This window comes from Klebsiella sp. F11 (assembly GCF_056712265.1).
The window spans coordinates 70,602-85,742 of sequence record NZ_CM160060.1; the positions used below are offsets into that span (position 1 = coordinate 70,602).

Annotated in this window: 15 protein-coding genes and 2 pseudogenes; 14 read left to right on the forward strand and 3 right to left on the reverse strand. The window is 52.7% G+C overall.

Going from position 1 to position 15,141, the window contains the following annotated elements; translation table 11 throughout:
- Positions 1-75 precede the first annotated feature (75 nt).
- Positions 76-1,140: an L-ascorbate 6-phosphate lactonase gene (ulaG, locus tag AC1M2H_RS00410; RefSeq protein WP_480149891.1), complete on the reverse strand. Its 1,065-nt coding sequence runs from the start codon at positions 1,138-1,140 to the stop codon at positions 76-78.
- A 362-nt stretch (positions 1,141-1,502) separates the two neighbouring features.
- On the opposite strand from ulaG, the gene ulaA reads away from it, so the two are divergent.
- The 9 genes and pseudogenes from ulaA (at position 1,503) to AC1M2H_RS00455 (ending at position 8,478) form a co-directional block, all read left to right on the forward strand.
- Positions 1,503-2,906, forward strand: a complete 1,404-nt coding sequence (ulaA, locus tag AC1M2H_RS00415) for a PTS ascorbate transporter subunit IIC (protein ID WP_480149892.1) — start codon at positions 1,503-1,505, stop codon at positions 2,904-2,906.
- A 12-nt stretch (positions 2,907-2,918) separates the two neighbouring features.
- The gene (gene ulaB, locus AC1M2H_RS00420; RefSeq protein ID WP_480149893.1) at positions 2,919-3,224 is read left to right on the forward strand and encodes a PTS ascorbate transporter subunit IIB; all 306 of its coding nucleotides are present in this window, start codon (positions 2,919-2,921) and stop codon (positions 3,222-3,224) included.
- Positions 3,225-3,233: 9 nt separating this feature from the next.
- The gene (gene ulaC, locus AC1M2H_RS00425; protein WP_480149894.1) at positions 3,234-3,701 is read left to right on the forward strand and encodes a PTS ascorbate transporter subunit IIA; all 468 of its coding nucleotides are present in this window, start codon (positions 3,234-3,236) and stop codon (positions 3,699-3,701) included.
- A 13-nt stretch (positions 3,702-3,714) separates the two neighbouring features.
- On the forward strand, positions 3,715-4,365 hold the full coding sequence (gene ulaD / locus AC1M2H_RS00430) for a 3-keto-L-gulonate-6-phosphate decarboxylase UlaD (RefSeq protein ID WP_480149895.1): 651 nt from the start codon (positions 3,715-3,717) through the stop codon (positions 4,363-4,365).
- Between the two features lie 9 nt (positions 4,366-4,374).
- The gene (locus tag AC1M2H_RS00435; RefSeq protein WP_480149896.1) at positions 4,375-5,229 is read left to right on the forward strand and encodes an L-ribulose-5-phosphate 3-epimerase; all 855 of its coding nucleotides are present in this window, start codon (positions 4,375-4,377) and stop codon (positions 5,227-5,229) included.
- A complete protein-coding gene (locus AC1M2H_RS00440; protein ID WP_480149897.1) occupies positions 5,229-5,915 on the forward strand; it encodes an L-ribulose-5-phosphate 4-epimerase in 687 nt (228 codons plus the stop codon). Before AC1M2H_RS00435 ends, AC1M2H_RS00440 begins: the two co-directional genes overlap by 1 nt.
- Before the next feature lie 203 nt (positions 5,916-6,118).
- Positions 6,119-7,316: pseudogene (locus AC1M2H_RS00445) on the forward strand (IS256 family transposase).
- Positions 7,317-7,507: 191 nt separating this feature from the next.
- Positions 7,508-8,311 carry a hypothetical protein gene (locus tag AC1M2H_RS00450; protein ID WP_480149898.1) on the forward strand — a complete coding sequence of 268 codons (804 nt, stop codon included), beginning with the start codon at positions 7,508-7,510 and terminating at the stop codon, positions 8,309-8,311.
- On the forward strand, positions 8,311-8,478 hold the full coding sequence (locus AC1M2H_RS00455) for a hypothetical protein (RefSeq protein ID WP_480149899.1): 168 nt from the start codon (positions 8,311-8,313) through the stop codon (positions 8,476-8,478). The genes AC1M2H_RS00450 and AC1M2H_RS00455 overlap by 1 nt, the downstream gene beginning before the upstream one ends.
- 215 nt (positions 8,479-8,693) lie before the next feature.
- Here AC1M2H_RS00455 and AC1M2H_RS00460 read toward each other — a convergent pair.
- Positions 8,694-9,880 (reverse strand): IS3 family transposase gene (locus tag AC1M2H_RS00460; RefSeq protein ID WP_480152059.1). Its coding sequence is split into 2 segments (ribosomal slippage): positions 8,694-9,604 and positions 9,604-9,880, totalling 1,188 coding nucleotides; the frame shifts between segments, so codons are not numbered across the junction.
- Positions 9,881-9,968: 88 nt separating this feature from the next.
- On the opposite strand from AC1M2H_RS00460, the gene AC1M2H_RS00465 reads away from it, so the two are divergent.
- The 4 genes and pseudogenes from AC1M2H_RS00465 to AC1M2H_RS00480 form a co-directional block, all read left to right on the forward strand.
- On the forward strand, positions 9,969-10,226 hold the full coding sequence (locus tag AC1M2H_RS00465) for a hypothetical protein (protein ID WP_480152060.1): 258 nt from the start codon (positions 9,969-9,971) through the stop codon (positions 10,224-10,226).
- 11 nt (positions 10,227-10,237) lie between these two features.
- A complete protein-coding gene (locus tag AC1M2H_RS00470) occupies positions 10,238-11,251 on the forward strand; it encodes an IS3 family transposase (RefSeq protein WP_480149900.1) in 1,014 nt (337 codons plus the stop codon).
- A gap of 241 nt (positions 11,252-11,492) precedes the next feature.
- A protein-coding gene (locus AC1M2H_RS00475) for an IS3 family transposase (RefSeq protein WP_480151872.1) occupies positions 11,493-12,700 on the forward strand; the annotation gives its coding sequence in 2 pieces (ribosomal slippage) (positions 11,493-11,814 and positions 11,814-12,700; 1,209 coding nt in all).
- Between the two features lie 37 nt (positions 12,701-12,737).
- Positions 12,738-13,673, forward strand: a pseudogene (locus AC1M2H_RS00480) (IS256 family transposase); the annotation flags it as partial.
- Between the two features lie 45 nt (positions 13,674-13,718).
- On the opposite strand, the gene AC1M2H_RS00485 reads toward AC1M2H_RS00480, so the two are convergent.
- Entirely contained in the window at positions 13,719-14,618 is a 900-nt protein-coding gene (locus AC1M2H_RS00485; RefSeq protein ID WP_480149901.1) for a LysR family transcriptional regulator, read from the reverse strand.
- Between the two features lie 220 nt (positions 14,619-14,838).
- Between AC1M2H_RS00485 and AC1M2H_RS00490 the strand changes: the two genes are divergently transcribed.
- Positions 14,839-15,141 (forward strand): alpha/beta fold hydrolase, encoded by a 303-nt coding sequence (locus AC1M2H_RS00490; RefSeq protein WP_480152306.1) that lies wholly within the window; start codon positions 14,839-14,841, stop codon positions 15,139-15,141.

Consider the following 15,141-nt stretch of genomic DNA (forward strand, 5'->3'; position numbering starts at 1 on the left):
GATGATATTTGAAATCAGGTGAAAATACTAATGCTGACGGGGATAATTTCCGGCGGGCGTCCCGCCGGAGAAACCTTACAGGAACGACCTGAAGGGCAGGTCCGGTTCCGTGGTGAAGCAATCGTCGAATCCGCGCGGATAGTGATATTCGAAATTGTCTTTATCCAACGGCCAGGTGAATTTCCCACCCACCTGCCAGATGAAAGGCTTAAAGCCATACTTCAGGCGGTCTTTTTTCATCTCCCACAGAACGCGGATTTCCTGCGGATCGGCCTGGAAGTTTGACCAGATATCGTGATGGAATGGGATCACCACTTTGGTATTCAGCGACTCGGCCATGCGCAGGATATCGGCGCTGGTCATTTTGTCGGTGATACCGCGCGGGTTCTCGCCATAGGAACCGAGAGCCACATCAATCTGGTGTTCGTTACCGTGCTTCGCGTAGTAGTTGGAGTAGTGGGAATCGCCGCTATGGTACAGGTTGCCGCCCGGCGTTTTGAACAGGTAGTTCACCGCGCGCTGATCCATTCCGTCCGGTAGTACGCCTGCCGCTTTTTGATCCGCGGGTAAGGTAATCAGGGCCGTACGGTCAAAAGCGTCGAGCGCGTGGATTTCAACGTCTTTTATTTTGACCACATCACCCGGCTTCATCACGATGCAGCGCTCTTTCGGTACGCCCCAGCCAATCCACAGATCGACGCAGGTTTGCGGGCCGATAAAGGGCACGTCATCGGCGCAGTTCTGCATAACCGCGGCGGCCACGTTCACATCAATGTGATCGTTATGATCGTGGGTAGACAGCACGGTATCGATCTGGCGAATGGCGAAGGGATCGAGAACAAACGGGGTGGTTCGCAGGTTGGGTTGGAGTTTTTTCACGCCCGCCATGCGCTGCATCTGATGGCCCGTTTTCATCAGCAGGTTCCCGTGGCTTTGCTTGCCGGTACCGCACCAGAAATCGACGCAGATGTTGGCTCCACTTTCGGATTTCAGCCAGATGCCCGTACAACCCAACCACCACATAGCAAAGGTGCCCGGTGCAACCTGCTCTTGTTCAATTTCTTCGTTCAGCCAGCTACCCCATTCCGGAAAAGTGTTCAGGATCCATGATTCGCGGGTGATGGTTTGCACTTTACTCATTTATTTTCCTCTCACGTATTATCAAAATGAATCACCATATGATTTGTTTTGATTGATGATGTCATCATTTGTTCAGGATTTCAATCCTGAATTTTGCCTTTCATGAGAGGGTTTGTGGGGGGGGAAAGAGGTGGATACATACTTTATGATATGCGTTTGAATTTATTTAATTGATTTAAATGAACTATTTTTAATTTTAGAAAATAAAAATTAATACCATGACAGATTGAATGATTATTTGCGGCGTGCGTCACAATTAATCAAATGTAATCTTGATGTGATTACTTTTGATTATTAGAGTGATAATAACAACCAACTTGGGCGTAGCGTACATTCAGAGCGTCCACCTTCTGGAGTGTGTTATGGAGATTCTCTACCACATCTTTACCGTGTTCTTTAACCAGGTTATGACCAATGCCCCGCTGCTGCTGGGTATTGTGACCTGCCTGGGCTATATCCTGCTGCGTAAAAGCGCCGGCATTATCGTTAAAGGGACAATTAAAACCATTATCGGTTTTATGCTGTTGCAGGCCGGCTCCGGCATTCTGACCAGCACGTTTAAACCGGTGGTGGCGAAAATGTCTGAAGTTTACGGCATCAACGGCGCTATCTCTGATACCTACGCCTCCATGATGGCGACTATTGAACGGATGGGCGATGCCTACAGTTGGGTGGGCTATGCCGTGCTGTTAGCCCTGGCGCTGAATATTTGTTATGTCCTGCTGCGGCGTATTACCGGTATTCGTACCATCATGCTGACCGGGCACATCATGTTCCAGCAGGCGGGGCTGATTGCCGTCTCTTTTTATATCTTCGGCTATCCGATGTGGACGACGATTATCTGCACGGCGGTGCTGGTGTCGCTCTATTGGGGCATTACCTCAAACATGATGTATAAGCCGACCCAGGAAGTGACCGACGGCTGCGGCTTCTCCATCGGACACCAGCAGCAGTTCGCTTCATGGATTGCTTACAAGGTCGCCCCGTATCTGGGTAAAAAAGAGGAGAGCGTTGAGGATCTCAAGCTGCCGGGCTGGCTGAACATCTTTCACGACAACATCGTCTCCACGGCCATCGTGATGACCATTTTCTTCGGCGCGATTTTGCTCTCCTTCAGCATCGACACCGTACAGGCGATGGCGGGTAAAACCCACTGGACGATCTATATCCTGCAAACCGGCTTCTCGTTCGCCGTCGCTATTTTCATTATCACCCAGGGCGTACGCATGTTCGTCGCCGAGCTCTCTGAAGCGTTCAACGGTATCTCCCAGCGCCTGATCCCCGGTGCCGTGCTGGCGATTGACTGTGCCGCGATTTATAGCTTTGCGCCAAACGCCGTAGTCTGGGGCTTTATGTGGGGCACCATCGGCCAGCTGATCGCCGTCGGTATTCTGGTCGGCTTCGGTTCATCCATTCTGATTATTCCGGGCTTTATCCCGATGTTCTTCTCTAACGCCACCATCGGCGTGTTTGCTAACCACTTTGGCGGCTGGCGCGCGGCGCTCAAGATTTGTCTGGTCATGGGGATGATTGAAATCTTTGGCTGCGTCTGGGCGGTGAAGCTGACCGGTATGAGCGCCTGGATGGGCATGGCGGACTGGTCAATTCTGGCGCCGCCGATGATGCAGGGCTTTGCCTCCATCGGTATCGCGTTTATGGCCGTCATCATCATTATTATTGCACTGGCTTATATGTTCTTCGCAGGGCGCACGCTGCGTGCTGAAGAGGACGCGGAAAAACAACCGGCAGATGCTTCTGCTCAATAAGGAGTTTTGGCTATGACCGTACGTATTCTGGCTGTATGTGGCAATGGGCAAGGAAGTTCCATGATCATGAAGATGAAGGTGGACCAGTTTTTGACTCAGTCAAATATCGATCACACCGTGAACAGTTGCGCGGTGGGTGAATACAAAAGTGAATTAGGCGGTGCGGATATCATCATTGCCTCCACTCATATTGCCGGTGAGATTAGCGTCTCTGGCAACAAATACGTGGTTGGCGTGCGCAACATGCTGTCGCCGGCGGATTTTGGCCCAAAACTGCTGGAAGTAATCAAAGCGCATTTCCCGCAGGATGTGAAGTAAGGACGTCAAATGAAATTACGTGATTCGCTTGTGGAGAATAACTCCATCCTTTTGCAGGCTGATGCCAGTACTTGGCAGGAGGCTGTAAAGCTGGGCGTTGATTTACTGGTGCAGGCTGATGTCGTAGAGCCGCGCTACTACCAGGCCATTCTGGATGGCATAGCCCAGCATGGCCCCTATTTTGTGATTGCTCCCGGTCTGGCGATGCCGCACGGTCGCCCGGAAGAGGGAGTTAAGAAAACCGGTTTTGCGCTGGTCACGCTGAAAACGCCGCTGGTTTTTAATCATGAGGATAACGACCCGGTCGATATTCTGATCACCATGGCGGCCGTGGATGCCAATACCCATCAGGAAATCGGCATCATGCAGATCGTCAATCTGTTTGAAGATGAAGCAAATTTTGACCGTTTACGCACCTGCCGCACCGCGCAGGAAGTGCTGGAATTAATTGATAACGCCACGGCAGCAGCCGTTTAAAAGGAACACTAAAATGTCATTACCTATGTTGCAGGTTGCGCTCGATAACCAATCCATGTCTTCCGCGTATGAAACGACGCGCCTCATAGCCGATGAAGTGGACATTATTGAAGTCGGTACCATTCTTTGTGTGGCTGAAGGCGTACGCGCCGTTCGCGATCTGAAGGCGCTCTATCCCAATAAAATCGTGCTGGCGGACGCCAAAATCGCCGATGCAGGTAAAATTCTCTCCCGCATGTGCTTTGAAGCCAACGCCGATTGGGTCACCGTGATCTGCTGCGCGGACATCAATACCACCAAAGGCGCGCTGGACGTCGCGAAAGAGTTCAACGGTGACGTCCAGATCGAACTGACCGGCTACTGGACCTGGGAGCAGGCACAGGAGTGGCGCGAAGCGGGTATTCAGCAGGTGGTCTATCACCGTAGCCGGGATGCCCAGGCGGCCGGTGTGGCGTGGGGCGAGGCGGATATCAGCGCTATCAAATGCTTGTCCGAAATGGGTTTTAAAGTCACCGTCACCGGCGGCCTGGCGCTGGAAGACTTACCGCTGTTTAAAGGTATTCCCATTCACGTCTTTATCGCCGGTCGCAGTATTCGCGACGCTGCTTCCCCGGTAGAAGCCGCCCGACAGTTTAAACGTTCTATCGCCCAGTTGTGGGGCTAAGGAGCGGTCATGCTGTCAAAACAAATCCCGCTCGGCATCTATGAAAAAGCGCTCCCAGCAGGAGAGTGCTGGCAGGAACGCCTGCGGCTGGCGAAAGAGCTCGGCTTTGATTTCGTCGAAATGTCGGTAGATGAAACTGACGCCCGTCTGGAGCGGCTCGACTGGAGCTGGGAGCAGCGCCTTGCGCTGGTCAACGCGATTGCTGAAACCGGGGTGCGGGTACCCTCTATGTGCCTGAGCGCCCATCGCCGCTTTCCGCTCGGTAGCGAAGACGACGCGGTTCGGACTCAGGGCCTGGAGGTTATGCGCAAAGCGATTCGGCTGGCGCAGGATGTGGGTATTCGCGTTATCCAACTGGCGGGTTACGACGTTTACTATCAGGAAGCCAACAACGAGACGCGCCGTCGTTTCCGCGACGGGCTAAAAGAGAGCGTCGAAATGGCGAGCCGTGCGCAGGTCACATTGGCAATGGAGATCATGGATTACCCGTTGATGAATTCGATCAGTAAGGCGCTGGGATACGCTCATTATCTGAATAATCCTTGGTTCCAGATTTATCCGGATATTGGCAACCTGTCGGCATGGGATAACGATGTGCAGATGGAGCTGCAGGCCGGGATAGGGCATATCGTGGCGGTGCATGTGAAGGACACTAAACCCGGCGTGTTTAAAAACGTCCCGTTTGGCGAAGGAATTGTTGATTTCGAACGCTGTTTCGCAACGCTTAAACAAACCGGTTACTGCGGACCTTACCTGATTGAAATGTGGAGCGAAACAACAGACGATCCTGCAGCTGAAGTGGCGAAGGCGCGCGATTGGGTGAAGGCTCAGATGGCCAGATCTGGCCTGGTGGAGGTGGTATAATGCAAAAGCTCAAACAGCAGGTCTTCGAAGCCAATATGGATTTGCCACGCTATGGGCTGGTGACCTTTACCTGGGGCAACGTTAGTGCTATCGACCGCGAATGCGGGCGGGTGGCGATTAAGCCCAGCGGCGTCGCTTACGAGTCCATGAAAGTCGACGATATGGTGGTTGTGGATCTGGAAGGCAACGTGGTTGAAGGCCAGTACCGTCCTTCTTCCGATACTGCCACACATCTGGCGATGTACCGTCGCTATCCGGATCTCGGTGGCGTGGTGCATACCCACTCAACGCACGCAACGGCCTGGGCGCAGGCGGGGCTGGCCATTCCCGCACTAGGTACGACCCATGCGGACTACTTCTTGGGTGACATTCCCTGCACCAGGGCGTTAAGCGCCAGGGAGGTTGAAGAGGCTTACGAGCTGAACACCGGGCTCGTGATTATCGAAACCCTAGGCGCGGTGGAGCCGCTGCATACGCCAGGGATTGTGGTGCATCAGCACGGGCCTTTTGCCTGGGGAAAAGATGCTCACGATGCGGTACACAACGCAGTGGTGATGGAAGAAGTGGCGCGGATAGCTTGGATGGCTCGTAACATCAATCCGCAGCTGAAGCCCATAGATCGCTGGCTGATGGACAAACACTTTATGCGTAAGCACGGGCCAAACGCCTACTATGGGCAAAAGTGAAGCATGTGCTCCGGAGCATTTTATCTTTATGATGAATCAACCAGTCAGCTCCGGAGCCATTAAGTATATCTACACCGGGAAATATCAAAGGAGCGATATCTGCCCAATTGAGTATGAACTTTTTGTATAAAGAGCCTGTACATAGATTTGTGTAATTGCCTGATTTTGATATGTTCAATCCAACATCAAAAACAGGTTAATTTATGGACGAAAAACAGTTGCAGGCTCTGGCTAATGAACTGGCCAAAAATCTCAAAACCCCTGACGATCTCAACCAGTTCGATCGCCTGCTCAAAAAAATCAGTGTTGAGGCGGCGCTCAACGCCGAAATGACCCATCACCTCGGCTACGATAAACATCAGCCCAAACCGGCGACCAACGCCCGCAACGGCTATACCCAAAAGACAGTTATCACTGGCGATGGCCCGCTGGAGCTGCGTACACCGCGCGATCGCGATGGCTCAACTGGTAAAGAAAAACCAGACCCGGATCACCGGGATGGATAACCAAATTTTATCGTTGTACGCCAAAGGGATGACCACCCGTGAGATCGCCGCCGCGTTCAAAGAGCTGTATGACGCGGATGTCTCACCGGCCCTGGTCTCAAAGGTCACCGATGCTGTCATTGAGCAGGTTGTCGAATGGCAAAATCGTCCACTGGATGCAGTCTGTCCCATTGTTTATCTTGACTGTATCGTCCTGAAAGTCCGGCAGGACAGCCGCGTTATCAACAAATCTGTGTTCCTGGCACTGGGTATCAATATCGAAGGCCAGAAAGAACTGCTGGGTATGTGGCTGGCCGAAAATGAGGGTGCGAAGTTCTGGCTTAATGTGCTGACAGAGCTGAAAAACCGTGGTCTGAACGATATCCTCATCGCCTGTGTTGACGGGCTGAAAGGCTTCCCCGACGCCATCAACGCGGTGTATCCGGAAGCCCGCATTCAGCTGTGTATCGTGCATATGGTGCGCAACAGCCTGCGGTTCGTCTCCTGGAAGGACTACAAAGCAGTGACCCGTGACCTGAAAGCCATCTATCAGGCTGCCACGGAAGAGGCCGGCTTGCAGGCTTTGGAAGCGTTCTCCAGTGCCTGGGACAGCCGCTACCCGCAGATAAGCCGGAGTTGGCAGGCAAACTGGACCAACCTGACGACGTTCTTCGCTTACCCGGCAGACATCCGCAAGGTGATCTACACGACCAACGCCATCGAGTCGCTGAACAGCGTGATCCGGCATGCAATCAAGAAACGGAAGGTATTCCCGACAGACGACGCGGTGAAAAAGGTGGTGTGGCTGGCAATCCAGGCGGCATCACAGAAATGGACGATGCCGCTGAGGGACTGGCGTATGGCAATGAGCCGCTTTATTATCGAGTTCGGTGACCGCCTGGACGGTCACTTCTGAGAAAAGGCATTTACACAGAATCATGTACAGGGTCTAGAGCGGTCACATATGATACCCAAATTTACACTCTTGACCCTGTACATGATTGTCTTCATAATCATTACCTTACCGGATAAGCCGATGGCCTCCACCATACTGCCGAATTTACACCTCGTACTAAGACTCTACCCTCACCCGGAGGAACATCTTATATGTCCACACACCACCAGTTCATATTTCCTCGTTATCCGCATTTGTCGCCGCCTGACTGGCCAGCACTCGAAGAGCGTCTGTTGACCGATCGCTATATATTGGAGCTACGTGGAGACCTTGTGCCATATGAAGATTTGTACAATCTGAGCATCGCAATAGCTAGCAAAGAAGCTAATTCTTACTTATGCTGCAGTGATGCACGCAATACAGGTGATGTAATCCAGCGGTACAAGGCGTCAGGTTATTTGCCGGATGCTTTGCCCGTGCGGCATAATGATACTATTCGCGAAACATTTGCATTGATGGCTGCCCATGGTGTGGATCTCGAACCATATTTTTTTTCGCATGATGAGCAGAGCAATTGGAGTAGCCCGCACTACTACTTAGGCCCTACGGCACGCGCTTGCCTGGATACCAGAGCGCGCTCCGAGTACGATGACCACCCGACCAGTTTCTGCTTAGTGCTGTTGGCCTACGATGGTTCTAAGCCATTTGTAGGTGCCGGTGAGGATCTACTAGCTCCCTGTGTGCCTGATTCGGATCTACCATTGCAAGAAATGCCGCCATTTGGCTCGTACATAGATTTCATCGGCGCAGCTTATGAAGATCCTGCTGTGCAATGGTGTGATCCACAGGACGGGCGCCACTATCATTTATTCGACTTGGATTGGCAGTTCAGCCTTGCGTTGGGATATCGCATGATACGTGCTAATTGCCTAACACAAGATAGTGCGGAGTCCCTGGCGCAGGCGATAAGCCGTATTGTCGATCATCCCATGATCTGCAGCAACCGACACCTTTGATGTCCGTAGACTACATTCTTACCGATCTCGAGGGCTGTCCAGTCATCATCTTTGATGATGTTGTTAACGAAATTGACGATGAGCACCGTGACGGTATCTGGCGTACATTCTTCGAGGACGGCCTGCTTGCGTTTTCCGACCCAAACCGACCATTGATTCCGATTTAATTCGCCCCCCCATGTCAGGGTAGTTGTCGCCTCTGACTGAAAAAAATCTAGGGGGCCGGAGACGACAATGAAAATCTATTCACCTGAGCGTAAAGCGGCTGTGATCGCCAGAATGCTTCCACCGCATAATCAACCAGTCAGCCAGTTATCACGCCAGGAGGAGATCCCAATAAAAACGCTTTACCACTGGCGCTCAGAGGCGGGTATTGATCTGGTCAAGTTAAACAGGACACTTTTTTCTCAGCCATCTGTTCATATCGCACTGGCGATAAATACCCATTCGAAGCATGGTTTCTGTCAAGATTGTAATAACGCATATAGTCTGCAACATCACGTTTCATACCTGCCCGCGTCTGCTGCGGGATCAACAGCATCCATTCATGTTTCAAACTGCCCCAAAAACGCTCCATTACCGCGTTATCCCAGCAGGCGCCAACATCTCCCATGCTGCTTCTGAGTCCGTAACTGGTTAACAGCGTTTGGAAGCGCTTGCTGGTATACTGCGCTCCACGATCGGTATGGACGACCAGTCCTGTCGGTGGATTGCGCAGGTTGTAAGCCTGCATGAGAGCCCGGCAAACCAGCGACGATGTCATTCTCTTGTCAATGTGCCAACCGACGATCCGGCGGGAATATAAATCCATGATCGCAGCCAGGTACAACCAGCCTTCACCCGTTTTCAGATACGTAATATCACTCACCCATATCTGGTCCGGTCCGGGAGGATTGAAGTTCTGATTCAACAGATTTGGTGCAAAATCAGCCCCTTTCTTCGGTTTCGTTGTGACCTTCCAGGCACGGCGTTGCCGGCAGAGAAGTCCCTCTTCGCTCATGATTTTTCTAACGCGCCAACGACTTATGGTGACGCCTTCTTCACGGAGCTTTTTAACCAGCGTTCGGCTCCCGGCACTTTCCCGACTGGCAGAGAATAACGCCTTGAGCATCACCCTGACTGCGGTATCTTTCGACGGGCAGGCTATCGGCTTTTTTCGCCAGGCATACCATGCGGACGGGCTAATGCGCATCACGCGACAAAGCGTCCGTAGCCTGTAATTACCTGCGTTATCGAGGATAAACTGGTATCTCACGACATGTGCTTCGCAAAGAAGGCGCTCGCCTTTTTTAATATTTCCTTCTCAATGCGTAACTCTTTGTTTTCTAGACGTAGCCTTCGGAGTTCAGCTTGTTCATCTTCACTAAGCGGACTTTCATGGCGCTGGCGCGCGGCGGCGACCCAACTGCGCAATGTTTTGGCGCTGATCCCCAAAGAAGTTGCGGCACGCGCAATGGAGTAATTTTGCGTCAGCACCAGGGCCACCGTTTCCTTCTTAAATTCTGGCGTAAATTTTCGCTTCTGATTCACTAAACACCTCCATTTTGGATGTAAGTTTAGTGTCCTGATTATTCGACCACAGCATATTTCCACTCTGCCGGTATCCGGACAGAAAACACCTCCCAGTGAGTGGTCTCAGGAAGCGCGTTTTGCTGTACTGGCTGAAACGACCCCGCTTTCTGCCCATGCTGTAGCTGAATACTGTCGCCGTAAGGGCCTGTATCCTGAGAAAATTCAGCAGTGGAAGGACGAGTTAATGCAACCCGGTCAGCGAGAAGAAAAAGCCGAAATAAAACGATTAAGAAAAGAAAACCAACAATTTAACCGTGAAATTGCCCGTAAGGATAAAGCGCTTGCCGAAGCTGCAGCGCTGTTGCTCCTGGAAAAAAAGCTGAAGGCGTTGTTCGACGAATAAAACGAGGTCGAATGACGCGCACTGCCGGCAGGCTACGGTTGATGACGATAGTGCAGGAAGCCGTCGCTGGCGGGGCCCGACTGAGTGAAGCCTCCCGCTGCGTTGGGCTGAGCGAGCGGACCCTGCAACGCTGGCAGCAGATACCGGACGTTCGGCGAACCTCGACGCCACGGCCGGCCCCGAAAAACAAGCTCAGTGCTGAAGAGGAAAAGCAGGTGCTGGCCATCTGCCATGAACCCCGGTTCGCCAGCCTGCCGCCATCGCAAATCGTTCCGGTGCTGGCTGATGAGAACCGCTATATCGCCAGTGAATCAACGTTCTACCGGGTGCTGCGGCGAGCGGGAGAAACCACGCACCGTGGCCGGCAGAAGGCCCCGCAGAGCAAACCACTGTCGACCTGGAAGGCGACAGCCCCCAGACAGGTGTGGTCATGGGACATCACCTGGCTGAAGTCGCAGACGGCGGGCCACTGGTTCTACCTGTACCTGATAGAAGATGTATTCAGTCGTAAAATCGTGGGTTACGAAGTGTACCTGGTTGAAAGCGGTGAGTATGCGGCAGATCTGTTGAAACGGACGGTGCTGAGCGAGAGTTGCTGGCAGGAGCCGCTGGTGCTGCATGCAGATAACGGTGCGCCAATGAAGTCGCAGGTGCTGCAGGTGAAGCTTGCAGAACTAAAGATCACGCCGTCACACAGCCGGCCGCGGGTGAGCAATGACAACGCACATGTAGAGTCACTGTTCAGGACGCTGAAATACGTGCCGGCATGGCCGGATAAGGGGTTCGCGACGCTGGAAGATGCGCGCGTCGGCTGGTACAACGAAGAACACCGGCACAGCGGCATCCGCTACGTCACGCCAGGCCAGCGGCACAGGGGTGAAGATCATGCGCTGCTTGCACAACGGAAATCGGTGTATGAAGCAGCAAAAATGCAGACCCCGCATCGCTGGTCTGGGCCAACGCGCAACTGGAGCCGACAGGATGAGGTGTGGCTAAATCCGGAGCGGGAAACCCTGGCTGCATGAATTAACTGAGGCGACAACTACCTTGACACGCGCCGAGGTCGTCACGCTGTTCCCGCAGGCTGCGTGCATATTCCGATGAATCCGACCACGGATTCCGACGCTCAGGATCACTGCTTTTGACGTTATGAGAATTAAGTTTTTGTGTCTCTATGATGTAGCCCCCTGAAACACCGGACAGTAGCTGTATCTCCAGATAAGAGATAGGCTTAAATATATGTCTAACAACCATGTTAATTTTGAGATGACCGGGATCCTGTTAGGGCAAGAAGCCCGTAAGCGTAAGACTCCGCAAGAGAAAATTGCCATCATCCAGCAAACAATGGAGCCGGGTATGAATGTCTCCCACGTTGCTCGTCTGCACGGTATTCAGCCCAGTCTGCTGTTTAAATGGAAGAAGCAATATCAGGAAGGTAGCCTCACCGCCGTTGCGGCCGGAGAGGAAGTGGTTCCGGCTTCGGAGCTGGCGACTGCACTCAAACAGGTCCGGGAACTACAGCGTCTCCTGGGTAAGAAGACGATGGAAGTTGAGATCCTCAAAGAAGCGGTGGAGTACGGCCAGTCGCGAAAATGGATAGCGCACGCGCCCTTGTTGCCAAAGGACGGGGAATAGCTCTGGTTAGTCGCACCATGAGCGTGTCGCGTGCGCAGTTATCACTGCGGGTGAGCCGCTCTGCCGACTGGCAGGACAGGCGCAGCAACCAGCGTAATGACGAAGCTGATGCAGAGATACTGTCGGAGATCCTCGGCATCATCAGCGACATGCCCAGCTACGGTTACCGGCGGGTGTGGGGTATCCTGCGTAAGCAACGCCGTGTAGAGGGACTTCCACCGGTGAACGCCAAACGGCTTTACAGGATAATGAGCGAGCATAACCTGCTGTTGTTGCGTGATAAACCAGAGCGTCCGAAGCGGGAGCATAAAGGCAAAATCGCGGTAGCGGAAAGCGATATGCGCTGGTGTTCAGACGGCTTCGAGTTCGGTTGTGACAACGGCGAGAAGCTTCGGGTGACGTTCGCACTGGACTGTTGCGACCGGGAGGCCATAGACTGGGCAGCGAGCACGGGAGGCTACGACAGTTCAACGGTACAGGATGTGATGCTGAGGTCAGTGGAAAGGCGCTTCGGTAGCACGCTGCCGGGTAAACCAGTGCAGTGGCTGACAGATAACGGTTCAGCGTACACCGCGCATGAAACGAAGAAGTTCGCGCGAGAACTGAATCTGGAGCCGTGTACAACAGCGGTGAGCAGCCCACAAAGTAACGGCATGGCCGAACGGTTCGTGAAAACGATGAAGGAAGATTACATCGCGTTCATGCCAAAACCAGATGTGGGAACAGCGCTACAGAACCTTGCAGCGGCGTTCAATCACTACAATGAAAATCACCCGCACAGTGCGCTGGGATATCACTCTCCGAGAGAGTACCGGCGGCAGCGGGCATCGTTAACTTAAGATACAAAAGCTGTCCGGAGATGGCGGGTCAAGATCACTGGTGAAGAAAAACCAGACCCGGATCACCGGGATGGATAACCAGATTTTATCGTTGTACGCCAAAGGGATGACCACCCGTGAGATAGCCGCGGCGTTCAAAGAGCTGTATGACGCGGATGTCTCACCGGCCCTGGTCTCAAAGGTCACCGATGCTGTCATTGAGCAGGTTGTCGAATGGCAAAATCGTCCACTGGATGCAGTCTGTCCCATTGTTTATCTTGACTGTATCGTCCTGAAAGTCCGGCAGGACAGCCGCGTCATCAATAAATCCGTGTTCCTGGCGCTGGGTATCAATATCGAAGGCCAGAAAGAACTGTTGGGGATGTGGCTGGCCGAAAACGAGGGTGCGAAGTTCTGGCTCAATGTGCTGACAGAACTGAAGAATCGCGGCCTGAATGACATCCTCATCGCCTGTGTCGACGGTCTGAAGGGCTTCCCGGACGCCATCAACACGGTGTATCCGGAAGCCCGCATCCAGCTGTGCATCGTGCATATGGTGCGCAACAGCCTGCGGTTCGTCTCGTGGAAGGATTACAAAGCTGTCACCCGTGACCTGAAGGCCATCTATCAGGCCCCGACGGAAGAGGCAGGGCTACAGGCCCTGGATGCGTTCTGCGGGGCATGGGACAGTCGCTATCCCCAAATAAGCCGCAGCTGGCAGGCCAACTGGACCAACCTGGCGACGCTCTTCGCTTACCCGGCAGACATCCGCAAAGTCATCTACACAACCAACGCTATTGAGTCGCTGAACAGTATGATCCGGCATGCCATCAAAAAGCGTAAGGTGTTCCCGACGGATGAGTCAGTGAAAAAGGTGGTGTGGCTGGCCATCCAGGCAGCCTCACAGAAATGGACGATGCCTCTGAGGGACTGGCGTATGGCGATGAGCCGCTTTATTATCGAGTTCGGTGACCGCCTGGACGGTCACTTCTGAGAAAAGGCATTTACACAGAATCGTGTACAGGGTAAGAATGGCGGCTTAGCGTTGCATTTCGAACTTGAATCCGCCCTCGACCAAAGCAGCAATATTTGGATTGGTGCTTTCCTGCATATGAACTAAGGCAACTTGGTACAGTACCTGCTCTTCGGTAAGAGTACAAAAAGAAACATTTTTCCATCCATTTTTTTGCATAAATTCAGGGACCAGACTGACTCCCCGTCCCGAAGCTACAAGGGCTACAATAGTTTCCATCTGTGAGGCTCGCTGGACAATCTCCGGAGTAAATCCTTTCTTTTCACAGCTCTCAATAATCGAACGATAAAGGCCGGGCCCTTCATGTTCCGGAAATAATATCCAGGGTTCCCCGGCAAGAGCAGAAAGTGGCAGAGTTCTGCTTACTGCAGCCGGGTGCTTCTGTGGTAAAACAGCCATTAGCCGGCAACTGAAACATCCATGATACGACAGTTTCTGTGCGGCATATTCAGGAACAGGTAATACCACTATCCCCACGTCAAGAGTTCCTCCGATAAGAGCCGAAACCTGTCGGGCAGTTGTCATCTCCTTCAGTTCAAGAACAATTTCAGGACATGAGATGTGCAAACGTGTGATCATTTCGGGCATCAAATATCTGACGGCGGTAGCTACAAACCCGATACGTAGGGTTTCTGTCATACCCCGGGCTGCACGTCTGGTCAGCAGCAATGTCCTTTCCATCTGCTCCAGCGTCGTAATCGCTTCCTTCTGCAGAACTTTACCTGCTGGAGTGAGGGCCGTTATACGATTTGTTCGCTCAAAAAGGCGGGTGCCCAGCATGTCCTCCATATGACGAATCGCTGCTGTCAGGGGGGGCTGAGCCATATTCAGGCGTTCAGCGGCCTTACGAATATTCATCGTTTCTGTAACCATCAGGAACTGCCGGAGATGCCGAAGGGTGAGCATGAGCGATACCTCGAAAGTATTTTGATGGCCTCAATATAGTATTAGACACATTTAAAATCTCAGTGAAAATACTTATAAACTGATTTCTTCGTAGACCGGGAGCAGGGGGAGGGGAATAATGATATTTCTCATGTTATTACGATGGTTACGGTGCGGGAGTTTTACTCTGCTGTTGTGCTCAGCTTCGGCATTTTCCGCCCCGGATAATTCCCATCCGTCGATGGTCATACGTACTGACCGGTATATTACCCTGAAGGGAGGCGGGCAACTCTTCGTAAGGGAGGTGAATCTGATATCCGGGCAAAGGTCACTATACGCCCCGGTTCTTTTAATCCACGGAGCCCGCGTTCCCGGCCTTGCTTCTTTTGACCTGCCAGTTAAAGGCGGCTCACTGGCAGAGGACCTCGCCCGCGCCGGATTCCAGGTTTACATACTCGATTTGCGGGGCTACGGAAAGTCAAGCCGGCCAGCTGAAATGGATTTGCCGCCTAACCACTCCCCCCCCCCTTATAAGTACAGCTGA

Excerpts from the sequence above, each read along its gene's own strand:
- AC1M2H_RS00435 (WP_480149896.1), top strand. The coding sequence starts at position 4,375 with ATGCTGTCAAAACAAATCCCGCTCGGCATCTATGAAAAAGCGCTCCCA.
- AC1M2H_RS00490 (WP_480152306.1), top strand. The coding sequence starts at position 14,839 with ATGGTCATACGTACTGACCGGTATATTACCCTGAAGGGAGGCGGGCAA.
- AC1M2H_RS00470 (WP_480149900.1), top strand. The coding sequence starts at position 10,238 with ATGACGCGCACTGCCGGCAGGCTACGGTTGATGACGATAGTGCAGGAA.
- AC1M2H_RS00485 (WP_480149901.1), bottom strand. The coding sequence starts at position 14,618 with ATGCTCACCCTTCGGCATCTCCGGCAGTTCCTGATGGTTACAGAAACG.
- ulaG (WP_480149891.1), bottom strand. The coding sequence starts at position 1,140 with ATGAGTAAAGTGCAAACCATCACCCGCGAATCATGGATCCTGAACACT.
- AC1M2H_RS00455 (WP_480149899.1), top strand. The coding sequence starts at position 8,311 with ATGTCCGTAGACTACATTCTTACCGATCTCGAGGGCTGTCCAGTCATC.
- AC1M2H_RS00450 (WP_480149898.1), top strand. The coding sequence starts at position 7,508 with ATGTCCACACACCACCAGTTCATATTTCCTCGTTATCCGCATTTGTCG.
- AC1M2H_RS00440 (WP_480149897.1), top strand. The coding sequence starts at position 5,229 with ATGCAAAAGCTCAAACAGCAGGTCTTCGAAGCCAATATGGATTTGCCA.
- ulaB (WP_480149893.1), top strand. The coding sequence starts at position 2,919 with ATGACCGTACGTATTCTGGCTGTATGTGGCAATGGGCAAGGAAGTTCC.
- ulaC (WP_480149894.1), top strand. The coding sequence starts at position 3,234 with ATGAAATTACGTGATTCGCTTGTGGAGAATAACTCCATCCTTTTGCAG.
- ulaD (WP_480149895.1), top strand. The coding sequence starts at position 3,715 with ATGTCATTACCTATGTTGCAGGTTGCGCTCGATAACCAATCCATGTCT.
- ulaA (WP_480149892.1), top strand. The coding sequence starts at position 1,503 with ATGGAGATTCTCTACCACATCTTTACCGTGTTCTTTAACCAGGTTATG.